At 51.4% G+C, this 20,425-nt stretch carries 15 protein-coding genes; 3 read left to right on the forward strand and 12 right to left on the reverse strand.

The features are described from left to right. Positions 1–85: 85 nt before the first annotated feature. On the reverse strand, positions 86–562 hold the full coding sequence (locus tag Dvar_RS32110) for a MarR family winged helix-turn-helix transcriptional regulator (RefSeq protein WP_419657208.1): 477 nt from the start codon (positions 560–562) through the stop codon (positions 86–88). Positions 563–988: 426 nt separating this feature from the next. Between Dvar_RS32110 and Dvar_RS32115 the strand changes: the two genes are divergently transcribed. Together Dvar_RS32115 and Dvar_RS32120 are read left to right on the forward strand one after the other, a co-directional pair. Continuing rightward, complete coding sequence (locus Dvar_RS32115) at positions 989–1,663, forward strand: class I SAM-dependent methyltransferase (protein WP_419657209.1); 675 nt, start codon at positions 989–991, stop codon at positions 1,661–1,663. A 33-nt stretch (positions 1,664–1,696) separates the two neighbouring features. After that, complete coding sequence (locus Dvar_RS32120) at positions 1,697–2,263, forward strand: GyrI-like domain-containing protein (RefSeq protein WP_419657211.1); 567 nt, start codon at positions 1,697–1,699, stop codon at positions 2,261–2,263. A 131-nt stretch (positions 2,264–2,394) separates the two neighbouring features. On the opposite strand, the gene Dvar_RS32125 is transcribed toward Dvar_RS32120, so the two are convergent. The 4 genes from Dvar_RS32125 to Dvar_RS32140 all read right to left on the reverse strand — a co-directional run bounded on the left by Dvar_RS32125 (position 2,395) and on the right by Dvar_RS32140 (position 9,288). Then, positions 2,395–4,548, reverse strand: coding sequence for a TonB-dependent receptor (locus Dvar_RS32125; RefSeq protein WP_419657213.1), 2,154 nt, complete (start codon positions 4,546–4,548; stop codon positions 2,395–2,397). A gap of 102 nt (positions 4,549–4,650) precedes the next feature. Then, complete coding sequence (locus Dvar_RS32130) at positions 4,651–5,289, reverse strand: class I SAM-dependent DNA methyltransferase (RefSeq protein ID WP_419657214.1); 639 nt, start codon at positions 5,287–5,289, stop codon at positions 4,651–4,653. 521 nt (positions 5,290–5,810) lie between these two features. Then, positions 5,811–6,833 carry a helix-turn-helix transcriptional regulator gene (locus Dvar_RS32135; RefSeq protein ID WP_419657215.1) on the reverse strand — a complete coding sequence of 341 codons (1,023 nt, stop codon included), beginning with the start codon at positions 6,831–6,833 and terminating at the stop codon, positions 5,811–5,813. Positions 6,834–7,179: 346 nt separating this feature from the next. Beyond that, entirely contained in the window at positions 7,180–9,288 is a 2,109-nt protein-coding gene (locus tag Dvar_RS32140; RefSeq protein ID WP_419657216.1) for a hypothetical protein, read from the reverse strand. Between the two features lie 283 nt (positions 9,289–9,571). Here Dvar_RS32140 and Dvar_RS32145 point away from each other — a divergent pair, with 283 nt between their 5' ends. Next, positions 9,572–10,948: an aldehyde dehydrogenase gene (locus Dvar_RS32145; RefSeq protein WP_419657217.1), complete on the forward strand. Its 1,377-nt coding sequence runs from the start codon at positions 9,572–9,574 to the stop codon at positions 10,946–10,948. On the opposite strand, the gene Dvar_RS32150 is transcribed toward Dvar_RS32145, so the two are convergent. The 7 genes from Dvar_RS32150 to Dvar_RS32180 form a co-directional block, all read right to left on the reverse strand. Then, complete coding sequence (locus tag Dvar_RS32150; RefSeq protein ID WP_419657218.1) at positions 10,932–11,123, reverse strand: hypothetical protein; 192 nt, start codon at positions 11,121–11,123, stop codon at positions 10,932–10,934. The two genes, Dvar_RS32145 and Dvar_RS32150, sit on opposite strands and share 17 nt — an antisense overlap. 6 nt (positions 11,124–11,129) lie before the next feature. Next, positions 11,130–13,541 carry an efflux RND transporter permease subunit gene (locus tag Dvar_RS32155; RefSeq protein ID WP_419657219.1) on the reverse strand — a complete coding sequence of 804 codons (2,412 nt, stop codon included), beginning with the start codon at positions 13,539–13,541 and terminating at the stop codon, positions 11,130–11,132. A gap of 68 nt (positions 13,542–13,609) precedes the next feature. After that, positions 13,610–14,875 (reverse strand): DUF1302 family protein, encoded by a 1,266-nt coding sequence (locus Dvar_RS32160; protein WP_419657221.1) that lies wholly within the window; start codon positions 14,873–14,875, stop codon positions 13,610–13,612. After that, entirely contained in the window at positions 14,872–15,663 is a 792-nt protein-coding gene (locus Dvar_RS32165) for an outer membrane lipoprotein-sorting protein (protein WP_419657222.1), read from the reverse strand. The genes Dvar_RS32160 and Dvar_RS32165 overlap by 4 nt, the downstream gene beginning before the upstream one ends. A gap of 454 nt (positions 15,664–16,117) precedes the next feature. Next, a complete protein-coding gene (locus Dvar_RS32170) occupies positions 16,118–16,444 on the reverse strand; it encodes a hypothetical protein (RefSeq protein ID WP_419657223.1) in 327 nt (108 codons plus the stop codon). 301 nt (positions 16,445–16,745) lie between these two features. Then, positions 16,746–18,059 carry an MFS transporter gene (locus Dvar_RS32175; protein WP_419657224.1) on the reverse strand — a complete coding sequence of 438 codons (1,314 nt, stop codon included), beginning with the start codon at positions 18,057–18,059 and terminating at the stop codon, positions 16,746–16,748. Positions 18,060–18,189: 130 nt separating this feature from the next. Beyond that, entirely contained in the window at positions 18,190–20,337 is a 2,148-nt protein-coding gene (locus tag Dvar_RS32180) for a TonB-dependent receptor (RefSeq protein WP_419657225.1), read from the reverse strand. Positions 20,338–20,425: the final 88 nt, after the last annotated feature.

Genomic DNA, 20,425 nt, shown 5'->3' on the forward strand with positions numbered 1-20,425 from the left:
ATTTGTAATCAGCATTTAGCCGTTGGCTATTGGATAAAACAGTTCAACATCCTCTTTTTAATGCTAACCGCACAGCTTGAAAAAATTACTTTTCAGAGTGTTTTGAAAGCCGCTTTTCCATCACACTGCCAACCGTCTCCATCAATACCGACAGGGTTGCGATTTGCGAGATCGGAAAGGCCTTCAAACTGTTTACCAATTCGGTAAAATCCTTGCCATGAAAGTGCTCGTGGGCACGAAAGGCGCACGCCCCCAGTTCCGTTAAAGAAAGCTCGAATTCTTTATTGCTGTGGGCGGCGGGCCGCTTGTGCAGGAACCCTTTTTTCTCAAGTTTGGCAACCAGCTGGGAGGCCGCGCTCTTGGTAATCCCAAAATGGCTGGCGACCTGGGTGACATTGATGACGTCCCCCTCACCAATGGCCTGGATGGTGTGCGCCTCCCGGGTGGAGATTGTATGGTCGTCATCCACGGGAATCGGCATCGCCTCGATACGCGCATACAGGTGTGCGATGCGCAAAAGTCCTTGGACAGCATGCTTGATCAGATCTTCCTTGGTATCCATGACTACTTAGTACAGTTTCTTAACTATTGTGTCAAGGATAAATCAGATTGCGCATTAATCTTAAACCTCTCATGTCGACCACTTTTTCTATAATAGCTGGTGTCTGCTCTGCTTGTATTTTTCTTCTTGATCTTATGCTCATAATCGAGTTAGATAGGCACGTTCCTTATTTAAAAACCACACGCGCCAAATTAAAAAAAAGTTCAACATATAATTTTCATGATCAATTCATCATAACGGTTCCACAAAATGTCGAAAAGTCCAATTTGGCGTCATTCCGACGTAAGCCGGAATCCAGTCTTTTCAATGTCTTCTGGATGCCGGATCAAGTCAGCATGACGAGTCTGGCACTGTTTACGAATTTATCAATCATGGGGACGTTTCACTATTTTCAATTAATTCTCAATGATGCCATAGGATTTTGAAATGCTAAAAAATGGGATAAAAGTGATCAACAAAAACGGATTACACTATATCACCAAAGATGACGGCAAATTGTCGACGTACAAGCCCTGGCTTGGCGATGCGTTTTCATTTCTTTATGATTTCATCATGCAGCGGTCGATCTTTCCCAAAAAATTCAGCGGAGATATGGACCGGCATCATCAGATTTTAGTGAACCTTTTAAAAGATGTGCATGAAAAGCGTGTCCTTGAACTGGCCACAGGCACCGGCAGTGCCGTCAATTTCCTGCCCAACCGGAATCAATATACAGGAACCGATATCAGCCAAGGCCTTTTAAAAAAAGCCGTAACGCGTTTTCGGGATGCCGCCTTTGCGGATGCACAATTTTATGTCACCCGCGCGGAGGACCTTCCCTTTGATGAGAATCAGTTTGATATCATTCTTTGCATTCTCTCACTCAATTTCTTTGATGACCTGGAAAGCGTTATCAAAGAGGTTAAACGCGTGGCAGCGCCAACGGCTGTTTTTATTTGCAGCGTTCCCGTGCCGGAACGAAACAAATGTCAATCCACTATCCGGGGGACCTTACTGTCTGAGACGGCGCTAGCCAAACAATTTGAAACCCATGGTTTTGACTTTGAAACCATTCCTGTTGAAAATGGCGCCCTGCTCTATTTCAAGGCCATCCGGCCATGACCCGCTCGTCAACATCATGAAAGGATGAAGTAAATGAAAATCGTCAAGCAGATAGTCGAGCCTTTGATCAGACGCATCATTCGCAAAAACGTGGTAACCCCACCCAAGGTGATCGACTTTGAGGAAAAACAATGCATTGGATACAAGATCACGACAACCTTCAAAGGCAATCAGAAAAAGAAAGATATTCCCCCTTTTTATCATGATGTCTATGACAAGGATAAGCTGCATGAACTCTGGCAGGGTGATGATCGGAATATGTTCTGCATATTCGACCTCCATGAAAACGGTCGGGATTTTGATTATTATGTCGCCGCTGAGAATAAATCCGGCATTCATGGCAAAGGTTATGCTGAAATCACGCTGCCCGAAGGGCGGTATGTGCAGATCGAGTTCATGAAGAGAAACCACTCGGCTGCGGCCCGGATTGTTTTATACATTCGAATGATCTGGATCGAATTGAACGGCTATGAAACGCGCAAAGCCCCATTGTTTATCCTGTATGACGACCGGTTCCACCGCAACTACCAAAAGTTCGGATGCGCGGGCGAGAACTATTTGGGTAATCCTGTCGCCGTTTTGCATGTTCCCGTGAAATAATCGACGTTTTCCCCAACGTTGCCAAAGCCGGAGGGTGACAGCACCAAAGCCCCAACACGGATGAAGCCAAAATAACAGTGAGAGTCCCTGGTAATGCCGGATCTGGCGCGCTCTGGCTTTGGTGAAAGGGGTTAGAAGCGGTATGCCAGTGATACGCCGATGGTCAGCGGTTCGCCATCTTCGGTAATACCACGATTTACATTTTCAAAGATCCGGTACTGGCAATCAAAAAGGTTGTTGGCCCACACGTAGCCATCCCAGTGCAGCCCCTCCAAACCGAGCTTGAGGTTGACCCGTTCATAGGGTAAGTCCTTTACCGTGTTGGCATCGTCAAAATAGCGCCGTCCAACACCGGACACCTCCACGCGGCCAAAACCGTTCCACTGTCCCCAAAGCGGACGCCGATATTGGAGACCCACGTTAAAATTGTAATCCGGTACGCCAAATACGGTATTGCCCTCGTAATCGTCACCGGTAACCGGATCATTGTACTGGTCGTATTGCGCCTCCACCCATCCAAATGCGGCCGTCAAATCTAACCCCTGCCCGATGGCATATCTGGCCTCGGCCTCGACCCCAATCCGATGGGACGCCCCAGCGTTTTCAAGAAAGCTTTGATTGTATGCGTTGAAGCGCGTGATCTGCTCATCCTCAATATCCGTATAGAAACCGGCCAGGTTCAGGGTCAGGCGGTTGCTGAAAAAACTGGATTTGCTGCCAATCTCATAGACCCAGCTATACTCCTCGTCATAGGGCAGCCCGCCCACATCGGGACTATTGAATCCACCACTGCGGTGGGCCCGGGAAAAGGTGGCATACAGCATTTGCCCCGGGATGAAATGCCAGGCCAGGCTGAGCTTGGGCAGCCAGGCGGCAAAGTCGTTTTCCAAACTCGGCTGGACGGTAGTCGTCGTGTCCCCGCCATCCGGCGTATCGTGGACGGCGGCGTCCATTTCAGCATTTTCGAACTCATACCGCAGCCCCAGGGTCAATTCGAGGGTGTTGCGGATCGGATAGGTGAATTGACCGAAAGCGGCGGCACCTTCATTGAGGCCATCGGTATCGGTCAAGCGTTCGCCGGTTCCGGGACGAAACGGGTTACTGGGACTGCCCGCCATGGCCGACCGATAATAATTGGTCCGCTTTTTGTTCTCGTCGATATAGAAATAGTACCCCCCTGTCAGCCATGTTATCCCATCCTGGTTTTCGGCGGATGCCAGTCGCAGTTCCTGGGAAAACGTGCGTTCCGTGATGCAATTTCTCATACGCGCTGCATCCAGGGGACTGAAATCCGAATCGATCCAATCTTCGTTGTCGAAGTCACGGTAACCGCTGATGGCGGTCAATCGCCCCCAAGCAGTATCGACATTGGCGTTCAATGCCAGGCCCCAGTAGTCGTTTTCCGAGGTCCCGGCAAAATCGTGTGAGTAATGATAAGCATCATCCGCGAACAGTATACCGTTTTTTACATACGCGTTTCGCTCGGTTCTGCGAAATGGAAAGGCGCCGTCGTCATGCTGCTGCCCGTCCAGGCTGAGCGAGATATCCCATTTGGGGCTCGGCAAAAAGCGCAGTTTCATTCGTCCTGCCGCACCATCCTGATGGCGACCGTCTTCACCAACGCCCGGGACATCGTTTTCCATGTATCCATCACCGGTCGTCACCAAACCGGCAAGCCCGAGAAAAAGCGTGTCGGTGACAATGGGTCCCTGTGCATAGCCCTTGAGCTGCCTCTCGTTGTAACTTCCCATCGATCCGCTCAGGCCGGCGGCAACGTCATTGTCTGGCGTTTTGGTATGCACATTGATGACGCCCGCCATGGTGTTGCGCCCATAAAGCGTTCCCTGGGGCCCACGCAGCACCTCGATGCGCTCGACATCAAACAGCGGAAAGGCGAACATATAGGATTTGGAGTAGTTGACGCCATCCACATAATACCCCATGCTCGGTTCGCTGTTGGGCAGGCTCTTGATGCCACGGATATAGCTCTGGTTGTGCCAGCGGCTGCCAAAGTCGTAGAATTCCAGGTTGGGAACATGGGTGGACAATGCAGTCATATCGACAATGCCGGAGTCCTCAATCTCCACTTTATTCAACACAGTAATGCCGTCCGGCACATTCTGTACATTTTCAATTCGTTTCTGGGCCGTAACCGTGACCGGCGCCATCTGTAAAACCGCTTCCTGCGCTTTTTCATCATCATCTAAGGCGTCCATGACCGCAGCGTCTTCAGCCCATGCTGTCTGAGCGCCAACCATCCAGAGAACCATTAGAACCAATGGCAAAAAGCATCTTTTTCTCGACTTGATCTTTTTTTTACCCCAACCTTGCATTGAACCCGACTCCCCTTTGTTTGAACGGTCGCTTCATCTATGGATGGACACGGTCTATCTTTTTTGGACCACATAGGCATTGTACCGCCCTGGTCGGTTTCCAATGGCCGATGCCCAGAACTTAAGGTCAACCACTTTTTTGAAGCCACATGAATCAAGGATTTTGTCGATAAGCGCCGGGGAATAGCAGTAAATGGAGACTTTCTTTGCATGCGAATGACGTTTCGGGTCGACCTTTTTGATCCGGTCTTCACCATCATCGCAATCGGCCACGACGAACGCAAACGTTCCATCTGCCTTGAGAATTCTCGAAAGCTCACGAAAGATCGGGCTCATATCCTCGAAAAGATGCGTCACCCCCGTACAAACGGCGTGATCCATGGAATCTGCCGGTAAAGGATACGGGGTTTTGGACAGATCGTGCTCAACCAGATCCATGCTAATCTGTTTGGACTGACAGACGTCCAGCATCTCAGGCGAAAAGTCGATCCCGTGGATTTTCAATCCAGCCTTGTGAAACAGCTCTGATGATACACCCGTCCCGATCCCCACATCGAGCAGGCGATCGCCAGGGTTAACAAACTTGTAGGCCAGACCGAAAACAATAGCCGGGTCCAGCCATTTTGATGCGATCACTTTTTCATCGTACTGCCTGGCATGGTCTGCGCTGAAAATCTTTTTAATGGTATCCATGATCCTCTCCTTTGTTGTTCGAACCATCAACGTCTCCCTGCACTCCAGGTGAGCGAATCACTGTGTACTGAATTTTTAATTTTGTTTCTGCTCCTGGCGACGCGTTTTTTACCCCGGCCGTACCGAAAGTGGCGAAACCAGCCGGCCATGCAATCTGTGCTTAGGGTTCGCGCAAAAATAAATTCACAAATTGTCAGTGTTCAGGCGCCCGCTCAGCAAGGCGCGAAGACAAAGGAATATCAGGCATATTCCGTGTTTTCGCAACGCCGCTGAGCGGGATGGATGGGCGTTGAAAATTTGAAGTTATTTTTGCGCGAGCCCTTAAACTGGGGGTAGGGTTTGAGGAATGATCGAGGAAAGGCTGCGGGCATTTACCCTTAAAGCCTGTTTGAGAAGTCTGGATCAGGACCGATAACAAGGCGGAAAGTGGCTCGAAAGCGGAGCATATATGTAATATGTGAGCATTTTGAGACAGTTTCCAACGCCGTTAGCGAGCCTTAGACGGATTTATCAAGCAGGTTTTAAATCGAGGCGAGCTGCACGGATGGCAATTCAGGCACATGGCAATCCAGGACCGATTTTCGGTAATGCTTCGGCAACACACCGAACCGCTTCTTGTAGGCCTTGGTAAACTGGCTGACATTGGTGTAGCCGACCTCCCAGGCCACCTGGCTGACATTCATCTCGGTTTGATCAAAAAGCTGTCGGGCTCTTTGCATTTTATATTCCCGCAAATATGCGAACACACTGCTGCCGTGTAATTCTCGAAAACCAATCTGAAGTTTGTTACGGCTCAGGCAGAAAAAGTTGGCAAGCGTGTTCAAAGTGGGGGGTGCCGCCAGATCACGCACTAAGAACTCTCGCGCTGCATGGATGCGTTTTTTCTCGTTGGGGCTTAAAAGCGCTCTCTTTTTCCGACTCGCCTCCTGGGACATCAACCGGCCTATTTGAAGGGAAATCAATTCCAGCGCCTTGGCTTCAAGGTATAGATATTGCGGTCTGCCATGGTACCGACCATTGAACACATCCAGAGCCGTGGCCTGCAGCAACGGATCCATCGCGCATTTTGACATGAAATCGTGATTGACCGTCCCCTCGACAATCAAACGGAAGCTCGCTGGCATGGCGCCGATATCCGCGCCCAGCATGCGGCTTAGCCGCTCAGGTGTGACATGAACGTGCAACACCTTGAGCGGCCTGCCATTGCGCACCTGCATAACACCTTCGCGGCCCGGAAAATAACCGATTCCGGCCGTACCGGCCGTTGCAGCAACCTGCCCGCCCATGACATTGGTCTTCAGCTTGTGGTTGAGCTGACCACCGATAATAAACCCAAAATCGATCATGGCCGGTTGCTTGTGGTAACACAGCGTGCTTGCAGAGTGGGGAACCAATTCCAGCCTGCTGAGCCACAATCCATCATGCAGATCGACCTGTTGCCACGCTGCAGTGATGTCACCGTTTCCGCCGGAGCCGGTTTGGGTCGCAGGGTGAATATCATAAAGGCGTTTTTCCCTTTTTAGCTCCTTGACACACTGAAGCATTGCTCATCCTTTCTGCAATAGGGCGTTTCCTTCAGAGTCTCTATCGGCAATAAAAAAGGCGCGCCAGATAAAAACGCTGCCACGCCTTCACTTCTCTGCGCGTCAAATGTCGACCGCATGCCGCAAGGCCACTCTCATACTTTTAGATATACCGATCTTAAATATAAACTACTAATAGATTTCCCTACAGACGCTGTCAACCATTTTGTGCTGATCCGCATAGCCACATCTCAACCGGCAAAGCCTGCGCACCTTGCGGGGTCACTTGCGTTGCGTGATTCTTATAGGACTGATAAGCAAAATAAAAATATAAAACTTGATCATCGAGTGACATTTGGAATATCTGTCACTGTTGCAAGCAGATCTTGCGGGCATCACCGGAATAAAATTTCAAATCAGCCCATCTCACCTTAAAGGTGTATATATTGGCACTGGCAAAGGGACCAAATAAAAATTTACCGATTTTTAAGTTTTTATTCCAGCCGGCTGCTCGAAACATAAGTTTGTCGGCATTGATTGTCTGTGTAAACGTAGAATCATCTTCCCGCTTGACATGCAGCGTAGCGATACCATCAAATTTACCAGGGGTATTGAGCTTAACGTAATACACAAAGGTCGCCCATTCATTATGCTCAATCGGGTATTCAACGGCATTTGTGGTGGGAAAGAGCGTCCAACCCGATTGCGCATGTTCCGGATCCTGGCAGTAATCAGAACTGCAAAAACGCCGAACCCGTTCCTGCTGCTGATAATCCTGCTGACAACCACCCACGGATCGGTCTTCAGAAACCCCATATAGATCGATATTCCCCTCGGGACAAGACATACTCACAGTATCCTGAAAGGCAAGCACCCAGGAACCAGGTTCTAAATCCTGACTCTTTGACGGGTCAAAATAGAGCGTTCCCCGGCTCCGTTGCGGAAGCGTGCCATCATCACTTTCAGGCAAGGCATACATACCGTGGATGATTTGGTTGCCAAGCACATCACTGCCGATCACTTTTTCTTTGAAGATAACGGTAAACTCATCCAAGGCTTCCGGAAAATAAAAATACGCGCCCATCGCTCCACTTACAGCACGACTCTTTTCGGCAACAAATTCACTTTGACCGACATCCCTGCCAAGATGCTGATCATAGGCCATGGTAATGCACGAGGTGGGACGAGACCAGCCACGCGCCTTGAGATCTAAATCTAAAAAGGGTTCATCTATAAGGAGAGCAGACCCTGCATTTTCGGATCCGTATGCGCCTGCAAATTCAGCCAGGCCATCCGAATCAAAATAGGCCGCGAAATCAGATAGATCAGCTCCATCGACATCGCCGTCGGGTTCAATGTCCGCGCTACAGGAGGTGGTAAACGTTGTTTCCTGCATTATTTTTGCGTTCAACGCGGCGTTACCATAAATTTGTAGATTTTTATGGGTAGGAATATAGCTTGTTTCCAATCGTTCCTGTAAATTTTTATCATAACGTCCAAGCTTTAAGAATCCATCACTGATGAAATGACCGCCGTCGCCACTGCCATCAACATATCTGGCCCAATGGTCCGAATCCGGCCATATGATATCGTTGAAGGTATTTTTAAAATAGCTTATATCCTGATCCGTCCATTCTATCCCTAAATCATGGGCTTCGACAATATAAGCAAGGACATTGTTACCATGGGCTGTGTCCTGCCCCGGTCTCTCAGTACTGTTCCATACCGAGGCCCAGAAATAGTGTGGATTACCATCTTCTACAGTTATCAACTGGCTTCTTAAGGAGGCGCCTTCATAATTGGGAAGGCCGCCACTATTGATATTTTCGAAAATTTCCTTATATATCGGCTTATATTTTGAATTTTCAGTAATGATCCATAATTCAAGTGATAGATATGCCCAGTGAGAAGCCATATGCGTGCGGCTTCGATATAAGTTTGCCACCCCGCGCGTATGCCATTTTTCATAGATATGTTTTTCAAGAAAAAGCAGTATGCGATCATACTGTTCTTTATAATCGGCATCATTGTATACATCAGGCGCCTTTTTCATTACGCGAAGCAGATGGGCCACATACTTCCAGCAAATGCTTTCAAACAGCGGGTACTCTCTTCCATCATCCCCTAATTCGGGGTGACTGTGATTCGCCCAGCCCAGGTAAGCATCTTTGAACTGACTCCGTGGAAGAGAGGATGAAACCGCAGCGGTCTCCATAAGATTGTTGATGTAGAACAACGCACGGTCAAGATATTCGAGTTTTTCGGTTGCCCGAAACATGGCAATGTGAGCATCTATATTACGGGATAAAGAATATTGCTGCCAACTGTCAGAAGATAAAGATCTCTCCTCATTGAGAAAATACTCAACATCGGTTTGTGTAATAAAAAGGTCTTCCCACTCCTGGACGCTCATCTCCGAAAAAGACGTACCTATCGTAAAAAAAACCAACAATAAGACCAGCCATATTTTATACATGCGCCCCCTTTTTTTAAGCTGAAATACTCATATCAATGCGATCTTGTAAAGGTTGGGCAACACTCTTCTCATGCCTGTAATATTTGACAGACAAGAGCTTACTTATTGAGAACAAAGATGTGTCAAAATGACAATAGATTGTCAATACAAAATCGCCACAATATATTGTACCTGCCATGAAAGAGGGCGATGGATTTATAGAGAACTTTTTGGTACTTTGACAGAGACGACATCGTTATGAGTGCCATAAAAGTATTAAAAACCAAACAAGGAGTGCGCAAACATGCCGAATCACAGCCGGATGAAGGCAATCGTTCAAAAACAGCGAGACTTTTTCAATCAGGGCCAGACCCGCAGCACAGTCTACCGGATCGATCAGCTCAAAAAACTCCTCGCAGCCGTCAAGGTAAGCGAAGATGCGATTCTTGCCGCACTGAAAGCGGATTTGAACAAACCGGTGTTTGAAGCTTATTCAACCGAAGTGATGCAGATTACGACAGAGCTCAAATACACCATCCGGCATCTGAAAAAATGGACCCGCGAGAAAAAAGTTCCAACGCCTCTCGAGCTTCAACCCGCCCGGAGTCGTATCCACACGCACCCCTATGGCGTGGTGCTGAATATCGCCCCCTGGAACTACCCGGTCCAGATATGCCTGATCCCCCTGATCGCCATTCTTGCCGCCGGCAACTGTGCCGTGGTCAAACCTTCGGAACTGGCGCCGCAAACCTCCAGGCTGGTGGCAACGCTCATCTCGGGTCTTTTTCCACCGGAATACTGTACGGTGGTGGAAGGCGGTGTTGAGGAAACCCAGGCGCTTTTGGCCCAGCGGTGGAATTATATCGCCTTTACCGGCAGCCCGGCGATCGGCCGCATCGTTGCCCGGGCCGCGGCCGAGAACCTCACGCCTACCCTTCTGGAGCTGGGCGGCAAAAGCCCGTGCATCGTCCATGATGACACAAACATCCAGGTGGCAGCCCGGCGAATTGCCTGGGGCAAATTCCTCAATGCCGGCCAGACCTGTACGGCGCCGGATTTTGTTGTGGCGCAAAGCCGCATTGCTGGCCGGCTGGTCGATGAAATCGGAAGGTGCATCAACGCCTTCTACGATGCCGATGCCCTGAAAAGTCCTGACTATGGCCGCATCATCAACCATCGCCATTTCGACCGCCTGGTTTCTCTCATGGAGCTGGATAAGATTGTTTATGGCGGACACGCGGACCGCGACCAGCGATACATCGAACCCACCATTATTTATAAGGCGGACTGGGATGACGAGATTATGCAAGACGAAATTTTCGGTCCGCTACTGCCGGTCCTGGAATATGAAAAACTGGATACGGTCATGGACAGACTTCTTGACAGAGAGCGACCACTGGCCCTCTACCTGTTCACCGAAAACCGGGCACTTCAACGAAAAATTGTCGGCAGCCTTAACTTCGGCGGTGGGGCAATCAATGCCACCTTGCTGCAAAACGGTAACAAATGGCTGCCCTTTGGCGGTGTGGGCACCAGTGGTATGGGCCGGTACCACGGCAAAAGCGGATTCGATACCTTTTCGACGACCAAGAGTATGGTTTCCAAACCCACATGTATCGATCCAAGTCTGCCATACCCGCCGTACAAGGGTAAGGTCAAGTTACTCAAGCGGTTGTCCTGACATGGACGATGCAAGGCGGAAAATTTCTCACCCACGGAACGCTGGCGGCAACCTTAAGCATAAAGCCCGGCAAGCCGCGCATGGCCCCATAGGACACCACGTCGACCTGGCGCACACGGCTGCTCCACTGGCGCAAAAGCGGTGCGATGCGATCACGATTGACGCCCCATGGCATCGGTGTTCAGATATCCCCTTTGGCCGGCATCGCCGGCGCCGGACGAGCGGTGGCTGCACCGCGCCTTTTTCGTTCCACCGATGTCTCATGCCCAAAAGGTTTGGCCCAGTTGAGCAGCACCGGAGTGATGAAATAATCGGCCAGAAGGGCTGCCAGGATACCGGCCGAAACAAGGAACCCCATGTTGACGAACACGTTCATCGACGAGATGAGGTAGGCTGAAAAGCACACGATCAGCACCGTGGAGGTGAGAAAAAGTGCCGTGCCGACGGAAATGAACACGCGGCGGGTGCTCTCGGCATAGCTTCTCGTGCGCATGAACTCGAGCTGGCTGTGATTGATAAAATGAATCGTATCATCCACGGCCAGGCCCAGCAGCATGGGAATGCAGGTCACCGTGATCATATCCAGCGGGATGCCGGCAAAGCCCATGATGCCACCCACGGCCAGGGCCGGCGCCACGTTGGGAACCATGCCGATCAGGCCGGTTTTAAGATTGCCGAACACGATGGTCATGAGCAGGGCAATCACCCCCAGCGCCATGAAAAAGGACTTGACCTGGCCCCAGGTCACATAATCCATCATGACGGTGAACTGGGAGATGGAGCCGATCAGAAAGACATGCGCGTCGGGAAAAAGCTGTTTGCCCCGTTTTTGAATCAACGCCAGCTCCCGGGCCGCTTCCGCGGAACTGTAGTCACCGATCTCCACCATCAGGCGCAGGCGCTGATAGTCATAGTCCACCCATTTTTCGCTTTCCATCCCCCCGGCGTTCTCATACAGCAAAAGCTGCTGGGCGATCATTTGACGGGTCTCCGGAATACGGTAGAAATCGGGATCACCGGCGCTCAGCACCTGGTTCATGTCCTTGACAATATCGACCAGGGAGGTGACTTTTTTGGTCAGGGGCAATTTTTTGACCTCCTGGACCAGTTGATCGAATTTTCTCAAAGTGTCCGGATCCTTGGCATCGCCAGGTCGGGGAAGCTCAAAGGCGACGTCGTACGAGTATAGCGCACCCACCTGCGATTGACCGATATAGTTGAGGCGCTTGATGTAAGGGACCTTGTAACCGTAGGTTCGGCGAATATCAAAGGAAACCTCGAAACGGGTAATTCCCACCATACAGACGGCAACGGCCAAAGTGAAGATGACGATACTGGTTTTGGGGCGTGAGAGCACGCGGGCCCCTAAAAAAGCCATGATCCGCTCCACCCACCGGCCGCCTTTTTGGCTGTAGACCGCATGGGGCTTGCGGTCCTTACCAAAACTTAAAAGCGATGGGAGCAGCACAATCACCAGCAGGTAGGTTACCGCCACCAGGCAGGCGGCGGTGAGCCCGACCCAGCGGATGGGCCTTAAGGGAATAAAAACAAAGGAGAGCAGTGCGGCAACAGTGGTCAGAGCGCTGAACAGAAGCGGCCAACCGGTCTCCTCGATGGCATACACGAGGGCCTGCTCCCGTAGGCCGGTTTGCAGGAAAGACCGCTTGAAATAGTTGAACAGGTGAATGGAATAGCCCACGGAGACCGCCAGGCTTAGAAAAATCGGCAGGAATATCATGGACGGGTCATTGGTGATGCCCAAATAGCCCTGGGCACCAAAGACGATCAGCATGGCGCTGACCGACGTCAATAGGGGGAACACCACCCCCCGGACGCTGCGCAGGGCAATGGCCAGTACGATCACGGTGAGCAGTAGCGACAATCCGATCAGGCGGGGGGTTTCCTTGCTAAAAAAATTGCGTTTGTCCACATTGATGACGGGCAGCCCCGCATTTTTGGGGTTCAGGATCGTGTATTTCTCCTGGGCAGTAATCTCGTTGACAATACGGCCGATGGCCAGATCAGGATTTTCGTCGGTATCTTTCTCCCACGCATCCGGTATGGGCTTCATGCGCAGCATGATCCAGGTCTGCCGGCCATCGGTCGAGACGATCCGATTTCTCATGGACGGCTTGGACAGGGCCTGGGTTTTAATGCGCTCAAGCTGTTTGGCATCCGTGGGAACCGGGTCGGGCACCAGATCGGTGATCTGCACGCCATCCGCGGTACCATAGGTGAACTCGAAATCGGTCAGGGAGACCACATCATCCGCATAGGGGACTTTTTCCTCCAGTTCGCGTCCCAGTTCGCGGATTTTCTCAAGCACCGGGGCGCTGAAAACATTGTCCGCCTCCACCAGCACGGCACAGTAGTCGTCATTGCCGAAGATCTCTTCGAAACGGGCCTTGGCGGCTAACAGGGCATCATCCTCCAAAAACCAATTGTCCTGATCGATCTCGGTCTCTAATCGACCGAGCCCCATAACGGCGGCGGCCATAATCAGGGCAAAAACGATGAGATTGCTCCACCTGAAACGCAGGATGATTTGCGCCGCGCCCCGGAACCATTGGTTGATTTTTTCAATATTTAACATGTTGCCTCCCTGCTGATATGTTGTAAGGGCGAAAAATTTTTCGCCCCTACGGTGATATCAAAACGGTTTTAGAAGCTGTATTTCGCCTTCACCCACACCTGACTATTATTCCGGTAGCGGCCGAAATCACCATCATCCCCGCAGAAAATATCGGCTCCCATCAGGAAATGAAACGCGTCGGTAACAGCATAATCCGCCTTGGGCCGGATGTAGATCTCGTTTTCGTTCAAGTCGTAGTAGAGCATGTTGGACAGGGTCAGGGTCTGGTGCAGTAAATCTTTGGAGACATTCAGCGTAACCGAGGATTCGTGGGCCTCATCAGCCAGGCGCGCGTCGTGATCGATGATGTGGCTTACGATAAACTGGGCGATCACGCTCCAGTCATTGCCGGGCGTCCAATCCACGCCAACCAGCCATTTGAAAAGGTCCTTTTGCATCGGATCAAGGGCGATCGTATCTGTCTCGTGATACTTGCCGATATAGTAGGCCGCTTCACCCCGGAAAACGTAGTCCGACCAGGGCCGCGAGAATTCGAGACCCAGCACGGTCAAGCGGTGATGCTGCGGCGCATAATCGACAAAGAAATCATCGCCCTCGATTCGTAGGGTGCGGTGGTAGGCCGGGTTGTCATCCCAGGTGTAAAAGACCGATGCGGCTGCATCCAGGCCGGACAGATAGGCAGCTGCCTTAAGGCCGATTTCACTGTTTTCCAGGCTCGTGTCCGGTTCAATGGGATCGGCCATGGTCACGTGCACGTTCTCCGGCAGTGTGGTTTCCACGGCCCAGGGATTGTCGCCTTCAGGCTGCACGGCCGGCTCGAAAACCGGAATCCAGATCAGTTCAGTAACCACCACATCCCCCAGCAGTCTGAACTTGGCCGCATCCACGGGCATACGGATCTCATCCAGGTCCCGGGTGATCGACTCGGTATAGTCCGGCGGCGAAACAATATCGGTGATCTGCACGCCGTCGGCCTTTCCCCAGATGATAATCTGGCGCCCCATGCGCAGATCCCAACCGGCCGCAGTGTACTCCAGCCAGGCTTCCTGCAGGTCCACGCCGGTTTCATCATCGATCTGCCAGTTTTTCTCGGCATCCGTGGAGACAAATCCATAAATCGCATCGAAATCCGCGGACATCTCCAGCCGCAGGCGCGCCCGGGAGGTCAGCGCGTCGTTGGGACGGTGGGTGCGCATGGATTGAATGGCCTCGGCCCATCCCGACAGTGAAAATGGCTCCAGCCAGGGACCCAACATTTCGCCCGCCATCGCCCACGTCGTGAACCCGCCAATTAAAAGAACGACCATGAACAGCAGGCCAGCTGAACGTCTCAACGAATGGCGCCTCGCTGGATGCTGGCCACCCTGAACAAGCCGTCTTTGATGCCGCTGTTGTATTGAACCGAAGACACGGTCATGATGGTCTTATGGTTGCGTGAGACGTTATCCATCTGGGAGCGAAACAACGTCCAGAATCCGTCTTGCTCTCTGAAATCCAGGGCATTGTATATCTTGAGCAGTCCGTCCTTGTCGTAATATTCGGCTTTGATCACCATGTCAGCCGCCTTATACACCCACAGTACTTTGCGGGTGTACATGTCTTCCGGATCGATGGGGACCGATTCGATTTTCCAGCAGTCATGGCCGTTCACGCTTTCCTCACCTAGCAGGGCATGAGTGTCTTCTTCGACGTTGCGATCGCCCATGTCATCATAGGTGAAATCGCTGCCCATGAAATATTCGTTTTTGGACGCCCCGCTGATACGGCGCACCTTTTTCATGGCCGGCATGTAGAGCCATTTGTCGTCTTCCCGGTCTGGGGCGTCATATTCCCAGTTTAAAAATGCGGTGCCTTTCACATCTGCAGGTTTCTTGAATACCATCACCGACTTTTTGTCCTTTCCGAAATCCTTGGAAAAGCTCTCGACTTTACGAATCCGTTGCCGACCGCTCTTGTTGACCAGGGTCATGGTCAAAATCGATTTACGATCATCGCCGTCGGGCCGTTCGTCCACGCGGGTCATGATCTTTTTTCCGGACAGTTGCTCAGCATGGGCACCCGGAATTAGAAAAAAAAGGAGCAACAATACTGTGATAAGGTTGAACTGTTTTTGCTTTCTCATTTTGCACCTATCCTAAAATCCATTAAAGGCCTTCAGACCCAGTTTGATAAATCCGTCTAAGGCCCGCTAACGGCGTTGGAAACTGCCTCAAAATGCTCACATATTCCGCATATGCTCCGCTTTTGAGCCACTTTCCGCCTTGTTATCGGGCCTGATCCAAACTTCTCAAAGCAGCCTCTTAATTTGTTCAACCGGTTTGAGTCCTTATTTAGCAAATCTTCTTATGAAACGGCTAACGGTGCAGGAACTACTTTTGTCGGTCAAAGAAAGACCGGCCTGGCCTATACACCCCAATGTTGCAAAAGCCGGAGGAAATAAAGGATTAGCGGAAAGGCGGGTGTTTCCCCCAATGGTTCAGCATTAGGGGAAACTGAAAAAGTCCTTTTTGCCAGCACTGAAGGAGGCATTGGCGGCGGGGCCGGCAAAGAGGGCCATGGAGGGAATGAAGAAGAAATTAATCGAGATATCTCAACCCAAGCCCGTAGCAGCGGCCATTTTTGCCGTCCTTTTTGCGCAGCCATTTGATTTCAGCCAGACTGATCGAACGGGGTTGCCCGCTTTCAGTTGATGGAGGCGCCTTCATACCCCCCACCGTTCTTACCACAAGGATGGTTCCGGCATTGTATTTTCCCCGGGCTTCGATATAAGACCCCTGGTTTGAGAAATTAACCATTACACCTTCCGTCGTGTTGTCCACGCCGCCACTGGTAAATGGCCGGCAAACAACGGCAACCTCGATCGACCGGCGGGTTGTGACACGCAGATCCGTTGGCTTTTTCATTATATACCTCCGCATTGTTTAAATGTAACTTTGCACAGGGGTTTGCGTTTTAAAAACTGTTTTTGGATGCCCATTGGAAAACCTCCTTGAAAATACCTGCCCTAAAAACCAAAAGGCGCAAGCGGTCCGGTCCAGCCGGAATCCCCGTTTGCGCCTTCACTCTGCTTCGCACCAATGGAACGTCGAGAATCGTAAGGCACGCAGTCTATTTTATTTATCTTCTTTTGTTTTTATACCCTATCTATATTTGAATTGTATTGATGTCAACCGTTTTTTTCTCACGATTACCGCCCATTATTGCTTACCCCACGCCTTGTGTCGTTGATGCGTCCCTATCCATGGATGCCGCGGTCGGGTTGGTCTTGCGTCGCGGGCCGATCGATTGCCTGAATCCAAGCCCATCATACCGGCAGACGAGAAAAAACGTTATACCGCCAAGTCCTAAACTCACCACCAGTACACCGGTATACCCGATGAATTCCGCCACATGCATGGACAATCCGCCGAATGCAAATGAGAAAAGCCCTGAGACCGACATCTGCAGCGTGACATCCGATCCGGCGGAGGCGGGATCGGCGTTGTCCATGATGATCGTGTACATGACGGCAATCGCAACGCCGTAGGCGATCATCATCAGTCCGATAATGGCGCAAACCATCAATTGACTGTGGACCCCGCGAACGAGAATCATCAACCCCACACTGGCCAGTCCCACCAGCCCAATGGAAAACAGCAGGGCCGGCTTGCGTCCCTGGTAACCGACGATCCAGCCGCCTAACGCACTGCCGGCGACACCGAAAAGCGGCCCCACGATGTTGAGGGAAAAACCGATGCGATCAAGCCCCCAACCCAAATCGACCAATATGGGCGTGATCAGCCCGTAGTTGACCATGTTGCCGGCTCGGAATACCAGCAGAACCGTCAGCCAATGCCAGATGCCGGGCCGCCTGAAAAAACGGACCAGCACACCGAAGCCGACGTCTTTTTCACCACGCTCCATGGGCGAGGGCGGCTCCCGAAAGCGCAGGATGACCATCAACGGCAGTGCGGTCCCGGCCGCAAGCGCCCACATGCTTCCCTGCCATCCGAGCCGGCCATACACCATCAACACAACACCGCCACCGATCATTCCGCCGATGAGGTTGCCCGCCGACTGAATACCGTTGCCAAGGCCCCGTTCCCCGGGTGCCAGGATCTTTACCGCCAGGGCGTCCGCGGCGATATCCTGGGTGGCGGAGGCAAGGCACAAGCCGGCGAAAAAGACCATCAATATGGGCAGTTGCTCCGGCATGACAAAACAGGAGGCGGACAGCATGACCAGGATCAGCAATGCCTGCATGACAAGCAGCCAAATACGATAGTGGCCATGCCGACGCGAACCGTAGCGGTCCACCAGGGGCGCCCACAGCACATTCAGGGACCAGAGAAATCCCAAGCCGTAAATCCATCCGAGTTTATCCAAGCCGGCCCCGGATTGACGCAGGATGGCGGGAATGGCCATAACCACGAAGGAAAGCCCCAGCATCTGGGAGCTGTACAGACTGCCCAATAGCACCGCTTTTTGGCATTTTTCGCTGGTAATACCGCTTTGACTTATGATCCGCGCCCACTGCATGCATCGTCTCCATGATCATCAAGAATCGTCGCGATTGCGCGTTTACAGGAGGGCGAAAAATTTTTCACCCCTACGGAAAGCCTGAACGAAGCCTGTGGCGTGCGCGCTGCGCTCATCACCTGCATGCCAGTCAAAACCGGTACCGCAATCCCACCCCGAATGTTCTCGGATCGCCGAAGTCCACCAACATGAGGTTGCTGTTGGACATAAAATCGGTGACATACTCTTCATCGGTGAGATTTTTTCCATAGACATAAAGATCCCAGTCTTTAAACTGATAACCGATTTTGGCGTCGACCACCGTGTAGGCATCTTCCTTGACAAAACTCTTATTGGCGTCATCATAGAAATAGACTTCGCCAAGCGCTTTTAGATCAACACGGGAATAAATGCCGCCGGGATGCGCATAGGAGATACCGGCGGTGGCCGTGTAGGCAGGTGTATTCGGGATGTCCTGCCCGTCAAATGATATACCGTCGCCAGCATCATAGGTATCGTATTCCGCTTCAGTAATACCAAAGGCACCGGTCAGCTCGATCGCGTCGGTGAGACGATACGACAGCTCCAGCTCAACCCCCTGTGAATGGGCACTGTCTGCATTGTCTGTATAGTAGATGCCGGTCCCCTGTGCCTTGTAGACATGGATATCCTCGATATCCATATAAAACAGCGATGCCGCCACCCGCAGTCGTTCCATGGTCCCCTTGATGCCCACCTCATAATTTTTTGATTGTTGGGGTTCAAAGCTGTTATCCTCGGCCGTGCCGGAGGTGGCAAAATAATTGAATCCTCCAGGCATGTACCCATGGGAATAGGATAGATAGGTGTTCCAATTATCGTTCAGGCCATAGCGCAAGGCCGCTTTGGGCAGAAAAACATCCCATTCTTTATCTCCGGCGTAGGAGAAATAGGCCGGCCCGGTCGTTCCCACCGGCAGATAATACATATCCAGATCAATCTCTTTGTCGATATGCTGATACCGGCCGCCCAGGGTCAGCTCAAACCGATTGGCAAACGGCACAATAATCTGGCCGAAGGCCGCATACGTGGTGCTGTCTGATTCTGATTCGGCATTCATTTCATAGTTGCCGAGAAAGTCGTAAGTCACCGGGTCGTAGTTTGGAAACTGCATGCCATAGGGCCCTTGATCGCGATCTTCGCAGTCAAAGTAAACACCGGCCACCCAGCGGATTCCGGTCTGGCTGTTACTGGACAAGCGCAGTTCCTGGGTGTAGGTATCAACCTCACTGTAATTAAACTGCTTGAGGCCCGCATACATGGGATTGGCACTGTACTCCGCATCGTAATCGCCTTCGATATCAAAATTGCTGTGGGTGGTGGTCGAGGTTAGGGTCATCGGCTCGAATGCATAGCTCAGGTTCAGGCTTTGCGAAAAGCGCGCCTGGTCTACGTCCGTGGGAACATCAAAGTCGACCTCTTCGGCATCATCCCGGTCAACCTCATCAAAATCCGACCCGCCTGGCAGTGCATACCCGTTCGTCCACGAATCTTCGGTATACTCATCGGACAGGGTGAGACGTGCCGTGAACCGCTCTATGGGGGTATACAGAAGGTAGCCGGAAATACGCCGATCCTTTGACCGATTGGCATCCGAATCCATCCCGGCATGGATATTATCGATCCACCCGTCATCTTGCTGATACTGCCCGTTAATGCCCAGAAAAAGCTTGTTTTTTACCAGTGGCCCATTCCCGTTGAATATCCCTTGCATGTAGTTGAAGCTGCCATATTCGGCGCCAACCTTTCCCTGCCAGAGATTGGTCGGGGTCTTGGTGACGATGTTGATCACCCCGCCGATGGCGTCCTTGCCATAAAGCGTTCCCTGGGGGCCGCGCAGAACCTCGATCCGCTCCACATTGGCAAGTGAGGCATCAAAAGCGTATTTGTCTGTCGTGGGCACGCCGTCGATATACAGGACTACGGGATTGTTGTTCGTAAACATGGATGGATTGAGTCCCCTGAAACTCAGCGCGTTGCCATGAACACCGGGCGAGACGTACATGTTGGGGATTTCTTGAACCACGCCGGAAATATCCTTAATGCCTTTTTCTTCCATAACAAACTCGTTGATGACCGTAATACTCTGGGGGACATCCTTGATATCCTCTTCCATTTTGTTGGCGGTCACGGTCACGCTATCCAGTTTCACGGATTGTTCACCTTCTGTGTTTTCGCACCATGCCGCCCCGGGTATTGCCAAGGCTCCAAAAAGCATCAAGCAAACCAACATCAACGCTGTTTTCAGCTTCAGATTCATTTTCTTCTCCTCGTCAGTTATCAAGCGTCCGTTCAGAAATGGTGAATTTCGCCCGAGTCCAAGGCGGCCAACAAATTCAAACCGGAGG

The organism is Desulfosarcina variabilis str. Montpellier, from assembly GCF_048565275.1.
Classification (GTDB): domain Bacteria; phylum Desulfobacterota; class Desulfobacteria; order Desulfobacterales; family Desulfosarcinaceae; genus Desulfosarcina; species Desulfosarcina variabilis.

Bases quoted from the DNA above. Each gene is read 5' to 3' on its own strand.
- Dvar_RS32110 (WP_419657208.1), bottom strand. From the start codon at position 562: ATGGATACCAAGGAAGATCTGATCAAGCATGCTGTCCAAGGACTTTTG.
- Dvar_RS32115 (WP_419657209.1), top strand. From the start codon at position 989: ATGCTAAAAAATGGGATAAAAGTGATCAACAAAAACGGATTACACTAT.
- Dvar_RS32120 (WP_419657211.1), top strand. From the start codon at position 1,697: ATGAAAATCGTCAAGCAGATAGTCGAGCCTTTGATCAGACGCATCATT.
- Dvar_RS32130 (WP_419657214.1), bottom strand. From the start codon at position 5,289: ATGGATACCATTAAAAAGATTTTCAGCGCAGACCATGCCAGGCAGTAC.
- Dvar_RS32135 (WP_419657215.1), bottom strand. From the start codon at position 6,833: ATGCTTCAGTGTGTCAAGGAGCTAAAAAGGGAAAAACGCCTTTATGAT.
- Dvar_RS32140 (WP_419657216.1), bottom strand. From the start codon at position 9,288: ATGTATAAAATATGGCTGGTCTTATTGTTGGTTTTTTTTACGATAGGT.
- Dvar_RS32145 (WP_419657217.1), top strand. From the start codon at position 9,572: ATGCCGAATCACAGCCGGATGAAGGCAATCGTTCAAAAACAGCGAGAC.
- Dvar_RS32150 (WP_419657218.1), bottom strand. From the start codon at position 11,123: ATGCCATGGGGCGTCAATCGTGATCGCATCGCACCGCTTTTGCGCCAG.
- Dvar_RS32155 (WP_419657219.1), bottom strand. From the start codon at position 13,541: ATGTTAAATATTGAAAAAATCAACCAATGGTTCCGGGGCGCGGCGCAA.
- Dvar_RS32165 (WP_419657222.1), bottom strand. From the start codon at position 15,663: ATGAGAAAGCAAAAACAGTTCAACCTTATCACAGTATTGTTGCTCCTT.
- Dvar_RS32170 (WP_419657223.1), bottom strand. From the start codon at position 16,444: ATGAAAAAGCCAACGGATCTGCGTGTCACAACCCGCCGGTCGATCGAG.
- Dvar_RS32175 (WP_419657224.1), bottom strand. From the start codon at position 18,059: ATGCAGTGGGCGCGGATCATAAGTCAAAGCGGTATTACCAGCGAAAAA.
- Dvar_RS32180 (WP_419657225.1), bottom strand. From the start codon at position 20,337: ATGAATCTGAAGCTGAAAACAGCGTTGATGTTGGTTTGCTTGATGCTT.